18 protein-coding genes are annotated in these 21426 nt (G+C 62.6%); 13 read left to right on the top strand and 5 right to left on the bottom strand.

Features of this window, described 5'->3' with window-relative positions; genetic code table 11:
- Genes ONG87_RS03280 through mrcB form a run of 3 tightly spaced genes read right to left on the bottom strand, consistent with a single transcriptional unit; the run spans nucleotide 1 to nucleotide 3437 of the window.
- Nucleotides 1–330: a YqcC family protein gene (locus tag ONG87_RS03280; RefSeq protein WP_264382218.1), complete on the bottom strand. Its 330-nt coding sequence runs from the start codon at nucleotides 328–330 to the stop codon at nucleotides 1–3.
- Entirely contained in the window at nucleotides 330–1097 is a 768-nt protein-coding gene (locus ONG87_RS03275; RefSeq protein ID WP_122796322.1) for a hypothetical protein, read from the bottom strand. The genes ONG87_RS03280 and ONG87_RS03275 overlap by 1 nt, the downstream gene beginning before the upstream one ends.
- Before the next feature lie 15 nt (nucleotides 1098–1112).
- On the bottom strand, nucleotides 1113–3437 hold the full coding sequence (mrcB, locus tag ONG87_RS03270) for a penicillin-binding protein 1B (protein ID WP_122480163.1): 2325 nt from the start codon (nucleotides 3435–3437) through the stop codon (nucleotides 1113–1115).
- A gap of 119 nt (nucleotides 3438–3556) precedes the next feature.
- Here mrcB and ONG87_RS03265 point away from each other — a divergent pair, with 119 nt between their 5' ends.
- Both ONG87_RS03265 and ONG87_RS03260 read left to right on the top strand, forming a co-directional pair.
- Nucleotides 3557–5101 carry a bifunctional aminoglycoside phosphotransferase/ATP-binding protein gene (locus ONG87_RS03265; RefSeq protein WP_264382217.1) on the top strand — a complete coding sequence of 515 codons (1545 nt, stop codon included), beginning with the start codon at nucleotides 3557–3559 and terminating at the stop codon, nucleotides 5099–5101.
- Between the two features lie 123 nt (nucleotides 5102–5224).
- Nucleotides 5225–5497: a TfoX/Sxy family protein gene (locus ONG87_RS03260; protein WP_185795373.1), complete on the top strand. Its 273-nt coding sequence runs from the start codon at nucleotides 5225–5227 to the stop codon at nucleotides 5495–5497.
- A 214-nt stretch (nucleotides 5498–5711) separates the two neighbouring features.
- Here ONG87_RS03260 and sfsA read toward each other — a convergent pair whose 3' ends face one another.
- Together sfsA and ONG87_RS03250 are read right to left on the bottom strand one after the other, a co-directional pair.
- Nucleotides 5712–6425: a DNA/RNA nuclease SfsA gene (sfsA, locus tag ONG87_RS03255; RefSeq protein WP_122480166.1), complete on the bottom strand. Its 714-nt coding sequence runs from the start codon at nucleotides 6423–6425 to the stop codon at nucleotides 5712–5714.
- The gene (locus ONG87_RS03250) at nucleotides 6422–7597 is read right to left on the bottom strand and encodes a pyridoxal phosphate-dependent aminotransferase (protein WP_264382216.1); all 1176 of its coding nucleotides are present in this window, start codon (nucleotides 7595–7597) and stop codon (nucleotides 6422–6424) included. The genes sfsA and ONG87_RS03250 overlap by 4 nt, the downstream gene beginning before the upstream one ends.
- A 244-nt stretch (nucleotides 7598–7841) precedes the next feature.
- Between ONG87_RS03250 and dksA the strand changes: the two genes are divergently transcribed.
- From dksA to ONG87_RS03195, 11 genes are all read left to right on the top strand, one after another.
- Nucleotides 7842–8285 carry an RNA polymerase-binding protein DksA gene (dksA, locus tag ONG87_RS03245; RefSeq protein WP_122480168.1) on the top strand — a complete coding sequence of 148 codons (444 nt, stop codon included), beginning with the start codon at nucleotides 7842–7844 and terminating at the stop codon, nucleotides 8283–8285.
- A 64-nt stretch (nucleotides 8286–8349) separates the two neighbouring features.
- Entirely contained in the window at nucleotides 8350–9237 is an 888-nt protein-coding gene (gene gluQRS, locus ONG87_RS03240) for a tRNA glutamyl-Q(34) synthetase GluQRS (RefSeq protein ID WP_264382215.1), read from the top strand.
- Between the two features lie 92 nt (nucleotides 9238–9329).
- Nucleotides 9330–9506, top strand: a complete 177-nt coding sequence (locus tag ONG87_RS03235) for a hypothetical protein (RefSeq protein WP_003250005.1) — start codon at nucleotides 9330–9332, stop codon at nucleotides 9504–9506.
- Nucleotides 9490–12444 (top strand): sensor histidine kinase, encoded by a 2955-nt coding sequence (locus ONG87_RS03230; protein WP_163007662.1) that lies wholly within the window; start codon nucleotides 9490–9492, stop codon nucleotides 12442–12444. Before ONG87_RS03235 ends, ONG87_RS03230 begins: the two co-directional genes overlap by 17 nt.
- Before the next feature lie 22 nt (nucleotides 12445–12466).
- The gene (locus ONG87_RS03225) at nucleotides 12467–13900 is read left to right on the top strand and encodes a sigma-54 dependent transcriptional regulator (RefSeq protein ID WP_192056408.1); all 1434 of its coding nucleotides are present in this window, start codon (nucleotides 12467–12469) and stop codon (nucleotides 13898–13900) included.
- Nucleotides 13901–14607: 707 nt separating this feature from the next.
- Entirely contained in the window at nucleotides 14608–15987 is a 1380-nt protein-coding gene (locus ONG87_RS03220; RefSeq protein ID WP_163007663.1) for a polynucleotide adenylyltransferase PcnB, read from the top strand.
- A gap of 2 nt (nucleotides 15988–15989) precedes the next feature.
- Nucleotides 15990–16466: a 2-amino-4-hydroxy-6-hydroxymethyldihydropteridine diphosphokinase gene (gene folK, locus ONG87_RS03215; RefSeq protein WP_264382214.1), complete on the top strand. Its 477-nt coding sequence runs from the start codon at nucleotides 15990–15992 to the stop codon at nucleotides 16464–16466.
- A gap of 200 nt (nucleotides 16467–16666) precedes the next feature.
- Nucleotides 16667–17467, top strand: a complete 801-nt coding sequence (gene panB, locus ONG87_RS03210; RefSeq protein ID WP_192056406.1) for a 3-methyl-2-oxobutanoate hydroxymethyltransferase — start codon at nucleotides 16667–16669, stop codon at nucleotides 17465–17467.
- Complete coding sequence (panC, locus tag ONG87_RS03205) at nucleotides 17464–18333, top strand: pantoate--beta-alanine ligase (RefSeq protein WP_264382213.1); 870 nt, start codon at nucleotides 17464–17466, stop codon at nucleotides 18331–18333. The genes panB and panC overlap by 4 nt, the downstream gene beginning before the upstream one ends.
- Before the next feature lie 219 nt (nucleotides 18334–18552).
- The gene (gene pgi / locus ONG87_RS03200; RefSeq protein ID WP_122480175.1) at nucleotides 18553–20217 is read left to right on the top strand and encodes a glucose-6-phosphate isomerase; all 1665 of its coding nucleotides are present in this window, start codon (nucleotides 18553–18555) and stop codon (nucleotides 20215–20217) included.
- A 110-nt stretch (nucleotides 20218–20327) separates the two neighbouring features.
- Complete coding sequence (locus ONG87_RS03195; RefSeq protein WP_264382212.1) at nucleotides 20328–21344, top strand: class I SAM-dependent rRNA methyltransferase; 1017 nt, start codon at nucleotides 20328–20330, stop codon at nucleotides 21342–21344.
- Nucleotides 21345–21426 lie beyond the last annotated feature (82 nt).

Here is a 21426-nt window from a genome sequence, read left to right as displayed (position 1 = left end):
CTAGCGCACCTGGCCGATCAACTCGTCGAAACGCGCCAGGCTGGCGCGCAGGCCGCGGCTGCGCTCGGCGCGATCGGCATAGACCATTTCGGCCATGGCCAGGATGCCCGACGCATTGGGCAATGGCAGGTCCTGCTCGATGATGGTTTTCATGCGCGGCAGGAAGATCCACTGCAGCCACTGATCGAAATCCAGGGTGTCCACGCTGAATGGTTCGACACTGGCCAGCGCTTCGGCGCTGGGTGGCACGTCCTGCCACCAACCCTGCTGGCGCAGCTCGCGTTCGATCAACAGCAGGTGTTCGGCAATCGCCAGAAAACGATTATCCATCAAGACGCGCTCTTGGCTTTCTGACGGGCCAGATTGGCCCCGGCGGCATCACCCTGCTTGTCGCGCGACTGGGCAATGGTGTTCCACAGGCTCGCCTGCAGATCCGGACGGCCATTGGCATAGGTCAGCGCCCGACGGGCCAGTTGCTCGGCCTGGGCCGCATCACCCTGGGCCAGGCGCACCTGAGCCAGCTTGTACAGAACCTGCGGTTCACGCGGTGCGATCCGCTGTGCACGCTCCAGGCTCGATGACGCACCGTTCAAGTCGCCACCGCCCTGCTGTTGCTGGGCCGTGGTCAACAGGGCAAGCACCGGCCCGTCCAACTGCTCATCGGCGGACAGGCCGGCACTGTTGCCGCTGGCACGCGGAATCCCGCTAGGAGCGCTGGCCGGCATGTTGTAGGTCGTGCTGGGCGCCGGCGGGGCATAGGCCGGGGCCGAGCTGCTCGGACCGGGGACGATCGGGCCTGGGGTGATCGGGCCGGTGCTGATCGGCGCGCTGTTACCCGGCGCCGGAAAGCTCTGGATCGGCTGCGAGCCTGCACCCTGCGGGACCATGACCACCACGCCGGAATCTTCGGTGATCGCCTGGGCCTGCGCCTTGGGCCGGACCACGGTGGTCTGGCGGAAGCCGCCGGTACGCGACACGCGTTCGCCATTGGTGACCGCAGAGCCGGAATCGACCACTGGAATGGAGCCACGCTCCACGCTGGCGCAACCGTTGAGCAAAGCCAATGCCGTCAAGGCAGGAAACCACCACTTGTTCACTTCATTCCCCTTTGCTTAGTTCAACCAGCCTTTGACCCAGTCCATCACCGAATCGTCGGCCGCCGGATTGGCACCGCCGCATGCGGTGCCTGGCGTCGGTTCGCTGCCACGAATATACGGCATCTGCACAGCGTTGGGGCAGCTGGCATCCGAGCCCTGTCCGGTCTTGGCGTCGATCCAGGCCTGCACCACGTTTTCCGGCACCGGCGTATCCAAAGGCAAGGGATCGGCTTTCTTCATGAAGCTGGTCCAGACCTGCAGCGCACCGGTGGCACCGGTGAACGGCGTCTTGCCGTTGTCGTCACGGCCCAGCCAGACCACGGCCAGCACGTCCTGGCTGAAGCCGGCGAACCAGCTGTCGCGCGAGTCGTTGCTGGTGCCGGTCTTGCCGGCCAGGTTCAGGCTGCTCGGCAGCACGTTGTAGACCGAACGTCCGGTACCTTCGCGCATCACGCGCTGCATGGCGTTCTGGATCAGGTAGATGGAGGCAGGATCGAAGCGCTGCTGGATCTGGAATGGGTAGCGCTTGAGCGGTTCGCCTTCGGCCGTCAGGACACTGCGAATGCCGCGCATCGGCGTATTGAAACCGCCGTTGGCCAGGGTCTGGTACATGGTCGCCACTTGCATGGGCGACAAGCCGCCGGCACCGAGCAACATCGACGGGTAGGCTGGCCAGTCGACCTGCACGCCCAGCTCGCCGAGGGTCTTGAGCACATTGGGCACGCCCAGCTCCAGACCCAATCGAGCCGTCGACAGGTTGTAGGAATGGGCCAGGCCTTGATACAGGAACACCGTGCCATTGGAGGTACGTTCGTAGTTCTGTGGCTTCCAGATCTGGCCGTCCGCACCCTTGACCGAGAACGGTACGTCCTGCACCCAACTGGTCAGGGTGTATTTGCTCGGCTGCTCCAGCGCGGTCAGGTACACCGCAGGCTTGATCAGCGAGCCGATCGGGCGTACGGCGTCGAGCGCGCGGTTGAAGCCGGCAAAACCCGGTACGCGGCTGCCGACCAGCGCCTGGACCTCACCGCTTTCAGGGTTGGTGACGACCATGGCTGCCTCGACCTCGTCGGAGCCCTTGCGCCCGGCCAGGCGCTTGAAGGTATCGGTCACGGACGATTCGGCTTTGGTCTGCAGGATAGGGTCGAAACTGGTGAAGATGCGCAGGCCTTCTTCGGTCAAGTCCTCGTCGCGGTAGTCGTCGCGCAGCTGGCGCTTGACCAGGTCGAGGAAGCCAGGGAACGAGCTGTCCGCCAGGCTGCCGCGCTTGGTCACGCCCAATGGCATCTTCTTGGCCGCATCGACCGCCTCCTGCGTCGCCACGCCCTGCTGGGCCAGCAGATCGAGTACCAGGTTGCGGCGTTCCATCGCCCGTTCCGGATTGCGCCGCGGGTTGTAGGAAGACGGCCCCTTGACCATCCCCACCAGCAAGGCCACCTGATGCAGCTTGAGTTCGGACAAGGGTTGGCTGAAGAAGAACTGGCTGGCAAGACCGAAGCCATGCACGGCGCGCTGGCCGTCCTGACCAACGAAGACCTCGTTGAGGTAGGCCTCGAGGATTTCACCCTTGTCGTAGTGCAGCTCCAGCAACACCGCCATCATCGCTTCGGTCAGCTTGCGGGTCAGGCTGCGCTCGTTGGTCAGGTAGAAGTTCTTGACCAACTGCTGCGTCAGGGTACTGCCGCCCTGGCGCATGGCGCCCGAGGACGTGTTGACCCAGATGGCGCGTGCGATCGACTTGGGCGAGACGCCAAAGTGGTGGTAGAAGTCGCGATCTTCGACAGTGACCAGTGTGTCGAGCAGGTACGGCGGCACCTGGTCGAGCTTGATCAGGATGCGGTCTTCGAGGTTTTTCGGGTACAGGCCGCCGATCAGCAACGGCTCCAGACGCACCACCGCGACCTTCTTGCCTGCGCCGCCACCCAGTTCGGAGACGTAGTCGCCGGAAAACTTGACGCGCACCGCCTGCGGCTGCTCGAGCCCTTCGTAGAACTGGAAGCCGCGGGTATTGAGGTCGACCGTGTTGCCACTGACCGAGGCGGTGCCGGGACCGTCGACGGTCGTTTGCCGACGGTAGCCGAGCGCATCGAGTTCGGTGAGGAAATCATTCTTTGCCAGTTTCTGACCGACGAACAGCTCGAGCGGGCGTGCGTAGACCTTGGCGGGAATGGTCCAGCGCTTGCCAGAGAATTTTTCCTGGACAACGGCGTCCAGGTAGACGGCAAAGCCGGCCAGGATCACCAGGCCTACCAGACCCAGCTTGAGGCCCCAGCCAAGCCAGGTGCGCAAGCCGCCGGAAGGAGGTTTTTTGGGGGTACGGGAAGATCGGGTTCGAGTCATGGCGGCGGATTATACGCACTTTGAATTGTCGCGGGCAGGGACCGTCGGCGGTTTGCATCATCGGTGGCAGTGGCCATAATGACCGCCTTGAAATCACCTCTGCCAATGAAGGATCGCCTGTGAGCCAGACCCTGATCGCCGCCCTGCAAAACCCGGCCCTGTACCCGCATCCGGTAGAAGGGTTCCAGGTCATCGAGACGCATATCTCCTGGGTGATACTGACCGGGCCTTACGCTTACAAGATCAAGAAACCGATGAATTTCGGCTTTCTGGACTTCACCGAACTGTCCGCCCGCTCCCACTTCTGCGCCGAGGAGCTGCGACTGAACCAGCGCCTGACCACCGACCTGTATCTGCAGGTTCTGCCGATCACCGGCAGCGTGCAAACGCCTCGACTGGGCGGCGAAGGCGCCCCCATCGAGTATGCCTTGCAGATGCGCCAATTCGAAGGCGGCAACCTGCTGAGCACCCTGCAGGCCAATGGTGAGCTGACCCAGGAGCACGTGGATTCGCTGGCGCGGCAGATTGCCGATTTCCACCGGGCCGCGCCAGTGGTGCCGGAGGCGCACGAGGCCGGCACGCCGAAGGCGGCGATGGCCCCGGTCGAGCAGAACTTCGAACAGATTCGCCCGTTCCTTACCGAAAAGGATGATCTGGCCCAGCTGGATGCCTTGCAGGCCTGGGCCCAAAGCAGCTACGTACGCCTGGAGCCGCTGCTGGCGCTGCGCAAGCAGGAAGGGTTCATCCGCGAGTGCCATGGCGATATACACCTGGGCAACGCCACCGTCATCAATGGCGAAGTGGTGATCTTCGACTGCATCGAGTTCAACGAGCCTTTCCGTTTCACCGATGTGTATGCCGATATCGCCTTCCTCGCCATGGACCTCGAAGACCGCGGGCTGAAAAGCCTGGCGCGGCGCTTCGTCAGCCAGTACCTGGAATTGACCGGTGACTACCAGGGGCTGGAGCTGCTCAACTTCTACAAGGCCTACCGCGCATTGGTACGGGCCAAGGTGGCCCTGTTCAGCATGTCGCCCGATGCCAGTGGAGTGCAGCGTGCAACGACGCTGCGCCAATACCGCAATTACGCGAACCTGGCGGAAAGCTACAGCGCCATTCCTTCGCGTTTTCTGGCCGTTACCAGCGGTGTGTCGGCCGTAGGCAAGAGCCACGTCGCGCTGCGCCTGGTCGAAGCGCTAGGCGCCATCCGCCTGCGCTCGGACGTGGAGCGCAAACGCCTGTTCGGTGCCCAGACCGCCGAAACGGGCCTGTATGACGCCAGCACCAGCGAAGCGACCTACCTGCACTTGCACGCATTGGCCGAGCACGTGCTGCGCGCCGGCCTGCCGGTGGTGATCGACGCGACCTATCTCAAGGCTGACCAACGGGCGGCAGCGGCTCGAATCGCCGAATCCACCGGAGTGCCGTTCCTGATCCTGGACTGCAACGCGCCCGCAGCCGTGATATCCAGCTGGCTGCAGCAGCGCCAGGCACAGGCCGAGGATCCTTCGGATGCTACCCAGGCCGTGATCGACGCTCAGCAGGCCGGCCGCGAGCCGTTGAGCGAAGCCGAGCTGCTGCAGACTCGCCGCGTGGAAACCAACGAGAGCGGCAGCCTGGACAAGCTGGTCAAGCAGATCCGGCAACGCCTGCCAGGGCTGTAACATACAGCCAGACCCGGAAGGCAGATCGGCCATTCGGCAGGCCGTTCTGCCACCGCTACACTGCCAGATTGGCAACTGCTTCATCGCCCCCCGCTCATTCCTTGGCCGAGGCCAGGAGGTTTGATGACCGATGAACTTCTGGCCCTGAAGAATCTGGGCAAGACATCCGCGCAGTGGCTGCATGCCGTCGGCATCCACAGTGCTTCCGACTTGCGCCGGGCAGGTGCCGTGCAGGCGTACTGCGCGGTGAAGCAGCGCGGCTTCCGCGCCTCGAAAGTGCTTCTCTACGCCATCGAAGGGGCGTTGCGCAATGTGCATTGGAGTGAGCTGTCGTGCGAACGGAAAAACAGTCTCAATAGCCAGGTCGAAGCCCTGTCGCCCCCTCGCAGGCTCTAGACCGACGGTCCGCGGGTGGATTAAATAATTGCACGTAGCACTTGACTCTTAAATGAGAATCGTTATGATTATCACATCCAGTCGCGAGACTGGTGATCTCTGGAAGGCCCTTGGTTCGGACTTTCAGATGTCTCCTCATCAGGCTAATCACGGTTATTGACCCGGCACTTTGCCGGGTCTTTTTTTGCCTCGACTTTTGCAGCACCTCGCCCACTCAGCCTTGCAGGATTACCGGCAAGCGATGGTCGATGACAATCTCGTGCGTATCCAGATGCACCCCATAAGCCAGCACTTCAACACCAGCCTCCACTGCCTGGCGCAATGCCAATGCGTAGCCTGCGTCTATCTCGGTAGCGGGGCGTACAGCATCCACACCGTCAAGGTTGACGCAGTACAACTGCACGGCCCGCACTCCGCTGCGCGCCAGTACGGCCAGCTCGCGCAAGTGCTTCGCGCCGCGCTGGGTGACAGCGTCGGGAAACGCTGCAATGCGACTGCCGGCAAAGCCCAGGGTCACACTCTTTACTTCGACCCATGCAGACGCGCCGGGATAGTCCAGCCTGAAGTCGATACGGCTGCGCTCCTGGCCATAGGGCACTTCGCGCTTGAGCGCAACGAAGCCGGCAAGCTCCGGTATGCGACCTGCGTGCAATGCCTCCTCGACCAAGGCGTTGGCCCGCGCGGTATTGATGCATGCCAGCCGACCTTGCGGTGTTTCGCTGATCTCCCACGTGCCGGGAAGCTTGCGCTTGGGGTCGCTGGAGCGGGTGAACCACACGCGGCCACCGGGCATCATGCAGTTGAGCATCGAGCCGGTATTGGGGCAGTGGATGGTCATCCGCTCACCGCTTTCAAGTTCGATGTCGGCCAGAAACCGTTTGTAGCGCTGGATCAGGCGCCCCTGCTCCAGGGCCGGCGAAAAAATCATCGTGCCTGCCAGCTCTGCAGGCCACGGGCAATCCGCGCCACAGCCTGCTCCAATCGGGGAAGGCTTTGGGTATAGGCGAAGCGCACATGGTGGCTGGCCTTGTAGCGGCCGAAATCCAGGCCGGGCGTGAAAGCGACGTGCTCGGTTTCCAGGAAATGCTGGCAGAACGCGAAGGCATTGTCGCTGAATGCACTGATATCGGCATACAGGTAGAACGCACCCTCAGGCTCGACCGCAATCGCAAAGCCCAAGGCACGCAAGGCGGGCAGCAGATAGTCACGGCGGTGACCGAAGGCTTCGCGGCGTTGCTCGAAGATCTCCAGCGTGGCCGGTTCGAAGCAGGCCAATGCTGCATGTTGCGCCATGCTCGGCGCACTGATGTACAGATTCTGCGCCAGTTTTTCCAGCTCAGGAATGGCTTGGGGCGGCGCGACCAGCCAGCCAAGTCGCCATCCGGTCATTCCGAAATACTTGGAAAAACTATTCAGGACGAATGCGTCGTCGTCCACTTCAAGCACGCTGGCGGCCGTCGTGCCATAGGTCAAGCCGTGGTAGATCTCGTCGACCACCAGATGCCCCTGGCGCGCCTTGACGGCCTGGCTCAATGCGCTCAGTTCGTCCTTGTTCAACAGTGTGCCGGTAGGGTTGGCAGGCGATGCCACCAAGGCGCCGACGCTGTGCTCGTCCCAGTGCTGCTCCACCAGTTGGGCGTTGAGCTGGTAGCGCTGTTCGGGGCCTACCGGCACCAGATGCGCGGCGCCCTCGACCAGGCGCAGAAAGTGCCTATTGCACGGGTAGCCGGGGTCTGCCAGGAGCCAGTGCTTGCCCGGATCGACCAGCAGGCTGGCGGCCAGCAGCAAGGCTCCCGAGCCGCCCGGCGTGATCATGATGCGCTGCGGGTCGATGTCCAGGCCGTAGCGCTGCTGATAGAAACCGGCGATCGCCTCGCGCAGCGCCGGCAGGCCTCGCGCTGCGGTGTAGCGGGTATGGCCAGCGGCCAATGCGGCCTGCCCGGCGGCAACGATGGGGGCCGCCGTGGTGAAGTCTGGTTCGCCGATTTCCAGGTGGATCACGTCGTGACCCTGGCTCTGCAGTTCATTGGCACGGGCCAACAGCGCCATCACGTGAAAAGGTTCGATGGCGCGACTGCGTGCGCTGTAGAGCGAAGCCATGGGTATTCCTTGGGACGAGGAAAAAAGCCGATTCTACCCAACCTTTGCATCGAACGTTTCGCCGAACGTGCGATCGAAACCCACCACATCGTGCCTGCGACGCAGGCGTTCCGGGCACGACAACCGGGAGTAGCGCGTGCTGGTTCGATCTGGTAAGTTCGCCGGCTTGCAGTCGCAGGGCCGGCGGGTGTCGGAGAGGGATCATCCTGCGCAATGGATTAGTAGAGCGAGAGGCGGTTGATTCATGCCCACCAATGAAAAGCAACAAAGTACTGGCAACTTTTCCGGCTTCGCTCCCTACGTTGCGACGAAGGGCGAGGAATACATGGGCGCGCCGATGCGTGCTCATTTCACCAAGATCCTGAACAAGTGGAAACAAGACTTGATGCAGGAAGTGGATCGCACCGTCGACCACATGAAGGATGAAGCCGCCAACTTTCCAGACCCGGCCGATCGGGCCAGCCAGGAAGAGGAATTCAGCCTCGAACTGCGCGCGCGCGATCGCGAGCGCAAGCTGATCAAGAAGATCGACAAGACCCTGCAGTTGATCGAAGACGAAGAGTACGGCTGGTGCGAATCCTGCGGCATCGAGATCGGCATTCGTCGTCTCGAGGCACGTCCGACCGCCGATCTGTGCATCGACTGCAAGACCTTGGCGGAAATCAAGGAAAAACAGGTCGGCAAGTGACCTGTCGACAAAGGGGCGCCACGGCGCCCTTTTGTTTCTGTATTGCCCGTAGAATCCCGCACCCATGACTACCCTTCCTTATATAGGTCGCTTTGCTCCGACCCCGAGCGGCTACCTGCATTTCGGCTCCCTGGTGGCCGCCCTGGCCTCATGGCTGGACGCGCGCGCCGCAGGTGGCCGCTGGTTGCTGCGCATGGAAGACCTGGACCCGCCCAGAGAAGTCGCCGGCGCACCGGCAGCGATCCTCAAGACCCTTGAGCGCTACGGATTGCAGTGGGATGGCGAGGTGGTCTACCAGAGCGAGCGGCATGCGGCCTATCAACAGGTGATCGACCGCCTGTTGGCGCAGGGGCTGGCCTATGCGTGCACCTGCTCACGCAAGCAGTTGGAACCCTACCAAGGGATCTATCCCGGCACGTGCCGCAATGCCGGACATTCCACGCAGGATGCAGCCATCCGCCTGCGCGTCCCGGAACTGCGCTATCGCTTCGAGGACCGTGTCCAGGGAACGTATGCACAACATTTGGGCAGCGAGTCGGGGGATTTCGTCATTCGTCGTCGCGACGGTCTGTATGCCTATCAACTGGCGGTGGTGCTGGACGATGCGTGGCAGGGAGTGACCGACATCGTGCGCGGTGCCGACCTGCTCGATTCGACGCCGCGCCATCTGTATCTGCAGGAGCTGCTCGGGTTGCCGCAGCCGCGATACCTGCATGTTCCCTTGATCACCCAGCCAGACGGTAACAAGCTGGGCAAAAGCTACCGATCGCCGCCCCTGGATGCGGACCAGGCTGCGCCACTGCTGGTGCGTGCCCTGCGGGCGCTGGGCCAGCGGCCCGAGGCGGACCTGGCGCACGACAGTGTGGAAGATGTGTTGCGCTGGGGTATGGAGCATTGGGACAGTGGTGCGATTCCCCCGGTGCGCACGGTGGCGGAAGCGCAGCTGGAGTAGCGATCGGCTGGTGCCCGGCTCTTCGCAGCGACACGCCGATCCGCTACCATCGCCGCACTGTTTTCGCACACTTACCCTACCCCGAGGCCAGCATGTATATCTATCGTTTGGTCCTGCTTCTGGTGGTGGGGATATACCTGTTCTCCCCCGCCATCATGGACTGGTGGATCGAGCCCACGGGCGCGTGGTATCGACCTTACCTGCTGTGGCTGATTCTGATCGTGGTGACCTTTATCCTGCAGAGCCAGCGTGATGCCGATGAGCTTTAGCCTTACCCAGATGCTGCTGGTCAGCGCCGCGTACCTGCTGGTGCTGTTCGCCGTGGCCTGGGTCAGCGAGCGCGGCATGATCGCGCGGGCGATCATCCGCCATCCGCTGACCTACACCTTGTCGCTGGGTGTCTATGCCAGCGCCTGGGCGTTCTATGGCACCGTGGGCCTGGCCTATCAATACGGCTATGGTTTCCTGGCTTGCTACCTGGGGGTTTCCGGCGCGTTCCTGCTGGCGCCGGTGTTGCTGTATCCGATACTCAAGGTCACCCGTACCTACCAATTGTCGTCGTTGGCAGACCTTTTCGCGTTTCGTTTTCGCAGCACCTGGGCCGGCGCGCTGACCACGGTGTTCATGCTGGTCGGCGTACTGCCCCTGCTCGCGTTGCAGATCCAGGCGGTGGCCGACTCCATTGGCATCATGACTCGCGAACCGGTGCAGAACCACGTGGCGTTGAGTTTTTGCGTGCTGATCACGCTGTTCACGATCTTCTTCGGCTCACGCCACATCGCCACCCGCGAGAAGCATGAAGGCCTGGTATTTGCCATCGCCTTCGAATCCGTGATCAAACTGATCGCCCTGGGCGGTATTGGCCTGTATGCCCTGTACGGGGTGTTCGACGGCCCGCACGATCTGGAGCAATGGCTGCTGCAGAACCAGACGGCCCTCGCTTCGCTGCATGCGCCGCTGCAAGAGGGACCCTGGCGCACGCTGCTGCTGGTGTTCTTCGCCTCGGCGATCGTCATGCCGCACATGTACCACATGGTCTTCACCGAAAACCTCAATCCGCGTGCGCTGGTCAGTGCCAGTTGGGGGCTGCCGCTGTTCCTGCTGCTGATGAGCCTGGCGGTGCCGCTGATCCTGTGGGCCGGCCTGCGCCTGGGCGCGACGACCAGCCCCGAGTTCTTCACCCTGGGCATCGGTATTGCCGCCAACAGCAAGTCACTGGCGCTGCTGGCTTATGTAGGCGGACTTTCCGCGTCCTGCGGGCTGATCATCGTCACCACCCTGGCGCTGTCGGGCATGATGCTCAACCATCTGGTATTGCCGCTGTACCAGCCGCCGGCCGAAGGCAACATCTACCGCTGGCTGAAGTGGACACGCCGGGCGCTGATCGTCGCCATCATCATGGCCGGCTATGCCTTCTACCTGCTGCTGGGCGCCAAGCAGGACCTTGCACACCTGGGGATCGTCGCCTTTGTCGCCACGCTGCAGTTTCTGCCGGGCGTGCTGTCGGTGCTGTACTGGCCCACCGCCAATCGACGCGGATTCATCGCCGGCCTGCTGGCCGGCATGGCCGTCTGGCTGGTGACCATGCTGCTGCCGCTGATCGGCAACCTGCAAGGCTTCTACATCCCGCGCCTGAACATGATCTACGTGCTCGACGATACCAGCTGGCACATGGCAGCCATCGCTTCGCTGGCTGCCAACGTATTGCTGTTCACGCTGATCTCGCTGTTCACCGCCGCCAGCAGCGAAGAAGTCAGTGCTGCCGAAGCCTGTGCAGTGGATAACGTGCGCCGCCCGCAGCGGCGCGAGCTGCATGCCGCGTCCCCCCAGGAGTTCGCCACGCAACTGGCCAAACCGTTGGGCGCCAAGGCCGCCCAGCGCGAGGTGGAGCAGGCCCTGCGTGACCTCTACCTGCCCTTCGACGAGCGCAGGCCCTACGCATTGCGGCGCCTGCGGGACCGGATCGAAGCCAATCTGTCCGGGCTGATGGGCCCCAGCGTGGCGCAGGACATGGTGGAAACGTTCCTGCCCTATAAATCAGGCAGCGAGAACTATGTCACCGAGGACATCCACTTCATCGAAAGCCGGCTGGAAGATTATCACTCGCGCCTGACCGGCCTTGCCGCCGAGCTCGATGCCTTGCGCCGCTATCATCGACAGACCCTGCAGGAGCTGCCCATGGGCGTTTGTTCGCTGGCCAAGGACCAGGAGATCCTGATGTGGAACAAGGCCATGGAAGACCTGACCGGCGTGCCCGCGCAGCATGTGGTCGGCTCGCGTCTGGTAACCATCAGCCAGCCATGGCGCAGCCTGCTGATCGACTTCATCAACGTGCCCGATGAGCACCTGCACAAGCAACGCCTGGCCCTGGATGGGCAGACACGCTGGCTGAACCTGCACAAGGCCGCCATCGACGAGCCGCTCGCGCCCGGCAACAGCGGGCTGGTGGTGTTGGTCGAGGACCTGACCGAAACGCAGATGCTCGAAGACAAGCTGGTGCACTCCGAGCGGCTGGCGAGCATCGGCAGGCTGGCGGCCGGGGTCGCCCACGAGATCGGCAACCCGATCACCGGCATCGCCTGCCTGGCGCAGAATCTGCGCGAGGAGCGCGAGGAAGACAGCGAGATCACCGAACTGAGCAGCCAGATTCTCGAGCAGACCAAGCGCGTGTCGCGCATCGTCCAGTCGCTGATGAGCTTTGCCCATGCCGGCGGCCACCAGCACAGTGACGAGCCGGTCAACCTGGCTCAGGTAGCGCAGGATGCCATCGGCCTGTTGGCGCTGAACAGGCGTAACTTCGAGATCCAGTTCTACAACCTGTGCGATCCGGAGCACTGGGCCGTGGGTGATCCACAACGCCTGGCCCAGGTGCTGATCAACCTGTTGTCCAACGCCCGGGATGCCTCTGTGGCCGGAGGCGCGGTGCGGGTCAAGACCGAAGCGTGCGAACACACCGTCGACCTCATCGTCGAGGACGAAGGCAGCGGTATTCCCAAGAACATCATGGATCGGTTATTCGAACCGTTCTTCACTACCAAGGACCCGGGCGAAGGAACCGGACTGGGGCTCGCTCTGGTCTATTCCATCGTTGAAGAGCATTATGGACAGATCACCATCGACAGCCCGGCCGATCCCCTGAGCCAGCGCGGTACCCGAATTCGGGTGACATTGCCGCGTCATGTCGAAGCGACGTCCGCTGTGAACTGAGACCGTCGAGAGAATTGAATCAATGCCGCATATTTTGATCGTCGAAGACGAAACCATCATTCGATCTGCCCTGCGTCGCCTGCTCGAACGCAACCAGTATCAGGTCAGTGAGGCCGGCTCCGTGCAGGAAGCGCAGGAGCGGTTCAGCATCGCATCGTTCGACCTGATCATCAGCGACCTGCGCCTGCCGGGTGCACCGGGCACCGAATTGATCAAGCTGGGCGAGGGCACCCCGGTGCTCATCATGACCAGCTATGCCAGCCTGCGCTCGGCAGTGGACTCGATGAAAATGGGCGCGGTCGACTATATCGCCAAGCCCTTCGACCACGATGAAATGCTCCAGGCCGCCGCGCGCATCCTGCGCGATCGCCACAACGCACCCGCGGCAGCGGTGGAGCGCCCGGCGAACAAGGCCGGTGCGGAAAAGCCCGCCGCGCAGAATGCCAATGGCGATATCGGTATCATTGGTTCCTGCCCGCCCATGCAGGACCTCTACAGCAAGATCCGCAAGGTCGCCCCGACCGATTCCAACGTACTGATCCAGGGTGAGTCCGGCACCGGCAAGGAGCTGGTCGCGCGGGCACTGCACAACCTGTCCCGGCGCGCGAAGGCACCGATGATCTCGGTGAACTGTGCGGCGATCCCGGAAACCCTGATCGAATCCGAACTGTTCGGTCACGAGAAAGGTGCTTTCACCGGCGCCAGCGCCGGTCGCGCCGGGCTGGTCGAGGCTGCCGATGGCGGAACACTGTTTCTCGACGAGATCGGCGAGTTGCCTCTCGAGGCCCAGGCGCGCTTGCTCAGGGTTCTGCAGGAAGGCGAGATTCGCCGCGTAGGCTCGGTGCAGTCGCAGAAAGTCGACGTTCGCCTGATTGCCGCAACCCACCGGGACCTGAAAAGCCTGGCCAAGCTGGGGCAGTTCCGCGAAGACCTCTACTACCGGCTGCACGTGATTGCCTTGAAGTTGCCGCCCCTGCGCGAGCGCGGCGCCGATGTCGGCGAAATTGCCAAGGCGTTCCTCATTCGCCAGAGCTCACGGATCGGGCGGACCGACCTGCGCTTTGCCGCCGATGCCGAACAGGCCATCCGCCAGTATTCCTGGCCCGGCAATGTGCGGGAACTGGAGAACGCCGTCGAACGCTCGGTGATCCTGACCGAGAGCACCGAGATATCGGCCGAACTGCTGGGCATCGACATCGAACTTGCCGACCTGCAGGACACCGATGACTTCGTCGGCCTGCCATCCCAGCAGAACGGGGCGAACAACACGGCCCACGATCCCACCGAAGATCTTTCCCTGGAAGACTATTTCCAGCACTTCGTGCTGGAGCATCAAGACCACATGACCGAGACCGAATTGGCGCGCAAATTGGGCGTCAGTCGCAAGTGCCTGTGGGAGCGTCGTCAGCGCCTGGGGATTCCTCGGCGCAAGTCGAGCGTGGCCAGCGAAAGCTGATACGTTTCAGCTCTAGCCCGCGGGTTTGCGCGGGTTGACGGGTAGCCGTGACAAACTGTTACCCTAGGCCTGCGACGTAACAAGACACGGTTCCATCGGTAACGAATACAGGGTCAATTTCAGCCCTCGATCACCGCCCTCCTCCTCGCAAAGCCCCGTTCTTGAGGGGTTTGCAAAAGTTGGCATGGGACCTGCTATATCTCTGGTACAAGAACAACAACAAGCAAGCAAACTCATAACAAGAACAAGACGAATCGACTCACGCATAACAAGAACAACACGGCGGAGGCGCAGCTAACTGATTCTTTTGGAGAGGCGTTGTTTTTGGGGAAACCCGCAGCCAGGCAGAGAACTACAACAACTGCTTTGAAGCAGATGCCAGAACTGGTTGGATCACATCGATCATCACAGCACAGCGACCAAAGCAATCCGTTTGCTCTTGCTCCCGAATAGGGAGACACCCCCGAACCCAGGTTCGGTGGGCAGGGCACTCAACAAAAACAAAAAGCCCGACAAAAAACAAAAACAGAGCACGCAACTACTTCTTGGGGAGCTTCGGCTCCCCTTGTAGTTTCCGGCTTTTGTCCTGCCGCTTGTGCCGACCGGCGCAGCCTCCTACACCATCCCTCGACTAAATGCTAGAATCCCCGCCCATCATGCGGTCGTTATTCGTATATGGCCGAAAATCCCTTCAAACAGTGCATCCCATGCTGAAGAAGCTGTTCAAGTCTTTGAATACTCCCGCGCGTCATCCGCAGCACCGGCGTACCACGCCCGAAGTGCTCAATGCTGGCCAACACTCGCTGCAGCGCAGCCAGTTCAGCCGCCACGCCGTGGGCATCGTCGAACGCCTGCAGACTGCTGGCTACCAGGCCTATCTTGTAGGCGGTTGCGTACGTGACCTCATGCTGGGCATCGTGCCCAAGGATTTCGACGTCGCTACCAGCGCCACGCCCGAACAGGTACGTGCCGAGTTTCGCAATGCGCGAGTGATTGGCCGACGCTTCAAGCTCGTGCACATCCATTTCGGCCGCGAGATCATCGAGGTCGCGACGTTCCGCGCCAATCACCCGGAAGAAGACGACGAACAGGACGTGCATCGCTCCTCGAGCAGCGAGAGCGGACGCATCCTGCGCGATAACGTCTACGGCACCCTGGAAGACGACGCCCAACGCCGCGACCTCACCATCAATGCCCTGTACTACGACCCGGTCAGCGAACGCATCCTGGACTACGCCAATGGCGTACACGACGTGCGCAACCGCCTGATTCGCCTGATCGGTGATCCAACTCAGCGCTATCAGGAAGATCCGGTGCGCATGCTGCGGGCCGTACGCTTTGCCGCCAAGCTGGATTTCGGCATCGAGAAGCACACGGCTGCGCCGATTCGCGAGCTGGCGCCGATGCTGCGCGAGATACCGTCGGCACGCCTGTTCGAGGAAGTGCTCAAGCTGTTCCTGTCCGGCCATGCCGCCGACACGTTCGAGATGCTGGTCGACCTGCACCTGTTCGATTCGCTGTTTCCGGCGACCACGCAGGCGCTGGAAGACACGCCGACCTATACCCATACGTTGATCAGCGAGGCGCTGCGCAACACTGACCTGCGCATCAAGCAGGGCAAACCGGTGACGCCGGCCTTTCTCTTCGCCGCCCTGCTCTGGCCGGCGTTGCCGGCACGCGTGCTGCGCCTGCAGAGCCGTGGCATGCCACCGATCCCGGCAATGCAGGAGGCGGCCCATGAGCTGGTTGCCGAGCAATGTCAGCGCGTCGCCATTCCCAAGCGTTTCACCATCCCTATTCGCGAGATCTGGGACATGCAGGAGCGCCTGCCGCGTCGCAGCGGCAAGCGTGCCGACCTGTTGCTCGACAATCCGCGCTTCCGCGCCGGCTACGACTTCCTGCTGCTGCGCGAAAAAGCCGGCGAAGAGACCGAAGGCCTGGGTGAGTGGTGGACCGACTATCAGGACTGCAACGACAGTCAGCGCCGCGAGATGATCGCGGACCTGGGCGGCAAGGACGAATCAGGTGCACCACGCAAGCGTCGCCGTACCGGCACCAAGCGCAAGCGCGCCGAGGGCGACGAATAAGCATGGTGCGCGTGCACATCGGGCTGGGCAGCAATCTGGATAGCCCGCAACAGCAATTGCATGAGGCCCTGCAGGCCCTGGCCGCACTGCCGGACACCACGCTGGCAGCGGTTTCTTCGTTCTACACCAGCGATTCACTGCTGCCCGGCCAGCCGCGCTACAGCAATGCCGTAGCAGCCCTGGACACCGGGCTGGCGCCGCTGGCACTGCTCGATGCGCTGCAGGCGATCGAGAACGAGCAGGGCCGCGAGCGTGCCGAGCGCTGGGGGCCGCGCACCCTGGACCTGGATATCATCACCTATGCCGACCGGGTGATCGACGAGCCTCGCTTGCAAGTGCCGCACTACCACCTTCAAGCCCGTGCATTCGTGCTGTATCCGCTGGCCGAAGTGGTTGACGAGGGCTTCATGCTGGCGGACGGCCGCAGCCTGCGCGAGCTGCTGGCTGCCTGCCCGTTCGCAGGGCTGGAGAGGCTGTAGCGCAGGCAGGCCTCTTCGCAGGCTCTGTTCGCGCAGAAGCCGTCAACCCAATTGACTTCCCCGGTCGTGCTCACGACTATAGGCGGCCCGTTGCACCCCCGAGGTGCCAAACGGCGCGAAACCAACCTTTATGAGTGGGTTTCCAAACATCACGACAGATGATGTTGTGTCGACACAGCGCCAGCCCGAGGATACTTTTCATGCCCGAACTCACCCTGACCGCCCTGCAGAGCCTCAAGCTCAAGGGCGAAAAGATCACCATGCTGACCTGCTACGACGCGACGTTCGCCCACGCCGCCTGCGCGGCCGGCGTCGAAGTATTGTTGGTGGGGGATTCGCTGGGCATGGTGCTGCAGGGGCATGACAGTACCTTGCCGGTGACCGTGGCGGACATGGCCTACCATGTCGGCTGTGTGAAACGTGGCAACCAGGGGGCCTTCATCGTTGCCGACCTGCCGTTCATGGCTTATTCCACCTGCGAGCAAACCCTGGCCAACAGTGCACTGTTGATGCAGGCCGGGGCGCACATGGTCAAGCTCGAAGGCGCCGCCTGGCTCGCCGAATCGGTGCGCCTGCTGGCCGAGCGCGGTATTCCAGCCTGCGTCCACCTGGGGCTGACCCCGCAATCGGTGAACCTGCTGGGCGGCTACAAGGTGCAAGGGCGCCAGGACATCCAGGCACGCCAGATGCGTGCCGACGCCATCGCCCTGGAGCAGGCCGGAGCGGCCATGCTGCTGCTCGAATGCGTGCCCGTCGAGTTGGCTGCCGATATTGCCCAGGCAGTGAAAGTGCCGGTGATCGGCATTGGCGCCGGCAGTGCGGTCGACGGCCAGGTGCTGGTTCTGCACGACATGCTCGGGCTCTCCCTGAGCGGCCGCGTGCCGCGGTTCGTGAAAAACTTCATGGCCGGGCAGAGCGATATTCAAGGCGCACTGCGCGCCTACGTAGCCGCCGTCAAGGCGGTGGATTTCCCCGCACCTGAACATGGATTCGCCTCATGAACACCGTCAAGACCGTACGAGAACTGCGCGCCGCCGTGGCCCGTGCCCGTGGCGAAGGCAAGCGTATCGGCCTGGTGCCGACCATGGGCAACCTGCACAGCGGTCATGCCGCGCTGGTCGCCAAGGCCACCCAGCGTGTCGATTTCGTCGTGGCGAGTATCTTCGTCAACCCGTTGCAATTCGGCGCCGGCGAAGACCTGGACAAGTATCCGCGCACCCTGGCGGCCGATCAGGAACGGCTGGTGCAGGCAGGCTGCAGCCTGCTGTTCGCACCATCGGCAGCGGAAATGTACCCCGACGGCATGGCCGGGCAGACCCGAGTGAGCGTTCCGCAATTGTCCGAGGGCTTGTGCGGCAGCAGTCGTCCAGGCCATTTCGAAGGCGTGGCGACGGTGGTCAGCAAGCTGTTCAACATGGTCCAGCCGGACCTTGCCGTGTTTGGCCAGAAGGACTACCAGCAACTGGCCGTGATTCGCGCGCTGGTACGCGACCTCAATATGCCCATCCAGATCATCGGCGAGCCGACCGTGCGTGCCGAAGACGGCCTGGCGCTGTCTTCGCGCAATGGGTATCTGAGCCAGGAGCAGCGTGCCCAGGCACCTCTGCTGTATCAGGTGCTCAGCCAGGTCGCGGCGCAGATAAGCCAGGGCCGTCGCGATTACCCGCTGCTGCTGGACCATGCCAAGCAGGTCATTGCCCAAGCCGGCTTCGCTCCTGAATACCTGGAAATCCGGCATGCGGTGACCCTGCGTCCGGCCACTGCCGAAGACCGCGACCTGGTGATTCTGCTCGCGGCGAATCTGGGTACCACACGACTGATCGACAACCTGCACCTGGACCTCGATCACGACACTCAACACGGCTGAACCGCGACAGCCTGAAAGTCCCTCGCGCATCGTTCACTAGGCGCAGACAGAACGCGCGCGGCGGTTTAAGGTGGTGCAGCGTCCGAACCGTGCATTGGCAGCCGATCAGCGGCCCGCAACCACCCTGGCCGCCTGCTGGATCTTTCGATGCAGCAGGCACGCAACCGGCCGAGCGTTCCAATGTCCAAAGGCAGTTCAAGAAAAAGGAAATTTGCAGCGATGGCGTACTACCGAACCCCGCATGACGTGACTACCCTGCCCGCTTGGCAGGCGCTAACCCAGCACCGCGCTGCCATGCAAGACTTCAGCATGCGCGATGCCTTCAATGCCGACCCTCAGCGCTTCGAGCATTTCTCCCTGAGCGCCTGCGGGCTGTTCCTCGACTATTCGAAAAACCTGATCGACACCCAAACCCGCGATCTGCTGGTGCAACTGGCCAACGAAGTGGACCTGCAAGGCGCGATCAAGGCGATGTTTGCCGGCGAACTGCTGAACGCTTCCGAAGGCCGTCCGGCGTTGCACACCGCATTGCGCCGCCCGGTGGGCGACAAGCTCAATGTCAACGGTGTCAACGTGATGCCGGACGTGCACAAGGTGCTCAACCAGATCACCGAGTTGGTCACGCGCATCCATGACGGCCTGTGGCGTGGCTACACCGAGAAGCCGATCACCGACGTGGTGAACATCGGTATCGGTGGCTCCTTCCTCGGCCCGGAACTGGTGTCCGAAGCTTTGCTGCCGTATGCCCAGAAAGGCGTGCGCTGCCACTACCTGGCCAACATCGATGGCAGCGAATTCCACGAGCTGTCGGCCAAGCTGCGTGCCGAGACCACTCTGTTCATCGTTTCCTCGAAATCGTTCAGCACCCTGGAAACGCTGAAGAACGCCCAGGCTGCGCGTGGCTGGTACCTGGCCCAGGGCGGTTCGGAAGCCGAGCTTTACCGCCACTTCATCGCGGTGTCGAGCAACAATGCCGCAGCCGTCGAATTCGGGATCCGCGAAGAAAACATCTTCCCGATGTGGGACTGGGTCGGCGGGCGTTATTCGCTGTGGTCGGCCATCGGCTTGCCGATTGCGATGTCGATCGGCATGGCCAACTTCAAGGAGCTGCTGTCGGGCGCCTACACCATGGACCAGCACTTCCAATCGGCGCCGTTCGAACAGAACATGCCGGTGCTGCTGGCCTTGCTGGGGGTCTGGTACGGCAATTTCTGGGATGCCAAGAGCCACGCGATCCTGCCGTACGACCACTACCTGCGCAACATCACCAAACATCTGCAGCAATTGGACATGGAGTCCAACGGCAAGAGCGTGCGCCAGGACGGCACGCCGGTGAACATCGACACCGGCCCGGTCATCTGGGGTGGCGTGGGCTGCAACGGCCAGCATGCCTATCACCAGTTGCTGCACCAAGGCACCCACATGATCCCGGCTGACTTCATCGTCCCGGTGGTGAGTTTCAATCCGGTCGCCGATCATCACCAGTGGCTGTTCGCCAACTGCCTGTCGCAGAGCCAGGCGCTGATGCTGGGCAAGAGCCGCAGCGAGTCCGAAGCCGAACTGCGCGAGCGCGGCATGGCTGAAGACGAGGTGCAGAAGCTGGCCCCGCACAAGGTCATTCCCGGCAACCGTCCGAGCAACACCTTGGTGGTCGAGCGCATCAGCCCACGTCGCCTGGGCGCCCTGGTGGCCATGTATGAACACAAGGTGTTCGTGCAGAGCGTGCTGTGGGGCATCAACGCTTTCGATCAGTGGGGCGTGGAACTGGGCAAGGAGCTGGGCAAGGGTGTCTACCAGCGCCTGATCGGTGAAAACGAATCGCTGGCCGAGGATGCCTCTACCCAGGGCCTGATCAACTATTTCCGCGGTCGTCATCGCGGCTGACCCTGAATATCCCGCGGCGCTGCAAGCCAGCGTCGCGGTGGTTCGATACCCCGTTGCACCGGGCAATTGATGTAGAATTGCCTCCCTTCTTTTTGCGTCAGGCTCCGTGCATGTCCGCTTTGATCCAGGCGCTGCGCGCCGCCCTCGACGTCCGCTCCTCGCTACTCGAGCAACTGCATGAACAGGGCACTGATTGCTATCGCCTGTTCCATGGCAGCCAGGAAGGCGCCGGTGGCTTGACCGTCGACCGCTATGGTCCGCAATTGCTGATCCAAAGCTTCCATCAGACGCTGACACGCGAAGATCTGCTGGCCCTGCACTGCGCCGTCGAGCAACACCTGCAGACGCCGCTGCTGCTGGTGTACAACGACCGTTCGCGGGGCAACTCGCGGATCGATCGGGAAGACACGGTGTATCGTGCCGAAGACGCGGCGCTGGCCGACATGATCGGACACGAATGGGGCTTGAATTATCGCGTGCGCGGACGGCATCCCGGGCAGGACCCGTTGCTGTTTCTGGACCTGCGCAACGCGCGCGGCTGGGTCAAGCGACACAGTGCTGGCAAAAGTGTATTGAACCTGTTCGCCTACACCTGCGGCGTGGGCCTGAGCGCAGCGGCGGGCGGCGCCCGCGAGGTGTGCAACCTGGATTTTGCCGAAGGCAACCTGGCAGTCGGCGCCGAGAACGGTGCACTGAACCCCGACCTTGCGCCCATGCAGTTCATCCAGTCGGATTACTTTCCCGCCATCCGCCAACTGGCTGGCTTGCCCATCACCCCGCGTCGCGGGCAGAAGCTGCCAGCCTACCCGCGCCTGCAACAACGCCAGTACGATCTGGTCTTTCTGGACCCGCCCGCCTGGGCAAAGAGTGCGTTCGGCACGGTCGATCTGCTGCGCGACTACCAGAGTCTGCTCAAGCCCGCGATCCTGGCCACGGCCGACAGCGGTGTACTGGTCTGCTGCAACAATTTGGCCAAGGTCAGCCTCGACGACTGGCGTGATCAGGTGTTGCGCTGTGCCGAGAAAGCCGGGCGGCCTGTGCGTGAATGCTCGGTAATGGGCCCGGCGGCCGATTTCCCTTCCAGCGACGGCCAGCCGCCGTTGAAGACGCTGATCCTGAATTTCTAGTTTTCCTACAGCAACTGGTGAAAATTCCATGACTTACGCGGCCTGAGTCATAGGAACCGCATTGACGTGCCATACTCCAAGC

The sequence above is a fragment of the Pseudomonas sp. MM227 genome (genome assembly GCF_947090715.1).
In the GTDB taxonomy this organism is placed as follows: Bacteria; Pseudomonadota; Gammaproteobacteria; order Pseudomonadales; family Pseudomonadaceae; genus Aquipseudomonas; species Aquipseudomonas baltica.
Note: the sequence above shows the minus strand (reverse complement) of the source record. Positions and strands in the feature narration are given on the sequence as shown.

Coding starts and splice junctions, on each gene's coding strand:
- ONG87_RS03280 (WP_264382218.1), bottom strand. CDS start 330: ATGGATAATCGTTTTCTGGCGATTGCCGAACACCTGCTGTTGATCGAA.
- mrcB (WP_122480163.1), bottom strand. CDS start 3,437: ATGACTCGAACCCGATCTTCCCGTACCCCCAAAAAACCTCCTTCCGGC.
- ONG87_RS03260 (WP_185795373.1), top strand. CDS start 5,225: ATGACCGATGAACTTCTGGCCCTGAAGAATCTGGGCAAGACATCCGCG.
- sfsA (WP_122480166.1), bottom strand. CDS start 6,425: ATGATTTTTTCGCCGGCCCTGGAGCAGGGGCGCCTGATCCAGCGCTAC.
- ONG87_RS03250 (WP_264382216.1), bottom strand. CDS start 7,597: ATGGCTTCGCTCTACAGCGCACGCAGTCGCGCCATCGAACCTTTTCAC.
- dksA (WP_122480168.1), top strand. CDS start 7,842: ATGCCCACCAATGAAAAGCAACAAAGTACTGGCAACTTTTCCGGCTTC.
- gluQRS (WP_264382215.1), top strand. CDS start 8,350: ATGACTACCCTTCCTTATATAGGTCGCTTTGCTCCGACCCCGAGCGGC.
- ONG87_RS03235 (WP_003250005.1), top strand. CDS start 9,330: ATGTATATCTATCGTTTGGTCCTGCTTCTGGTGGTGGGGATATACCTG.
- ONG87_RS03230 (WP_163007662.1), top strand. CDS start 9,490: ATGCCGATGAGCTTTAGCCTTACCCAGATGCTGCTGGTCAGCGCCGCG.
- ONG87_RS03225 (WP_192056408.1), top strand. CDS start 12,467: ATGCCGCATATTTTGATCGTCGAAGACGAAACCATCATTCGATCTGCC.
- ONG87_RS03220 (WP_163007663.1), top strand. CDS start 14,608: ATGCTGAAGAAGCTGTTCAAGTCTTTGAATACTCCCGCGCGTCATCCG.
- folK (WP_264382214.1), top strand. CDS start 15,990: ATGGTGCGCGTGCACATCGGGCTGGGCAGCAATCTGGATAGCCCGCAA.
- panB (WP_192056406.1), top strand. CDS start 16,667: ATGCCCGAACTCACCCTGACCGCCCTGCAGAGCCTCAAGCTCAAGGGC.
- panC (WP_264382213.1), top strand. CDS start 17,464: ATGAACACCGTCAAGACCGTACGAGAACTGCGCGCCGCCGTGGCCCGT.
- pgi (WP_122480175.1), top strand. CDS start 18,553: ATGGCGTACTACCGAACCCCGCATGACGTGACTACCCTGCCCGCTTGG.
- ONG87_RS03195 (WP_264382212.1), top strand. CDS start 20,328: ATGTCCGCTTTGATCCAGGCGCTGCGCGCCGCCCTCGACGTCCGCTCC.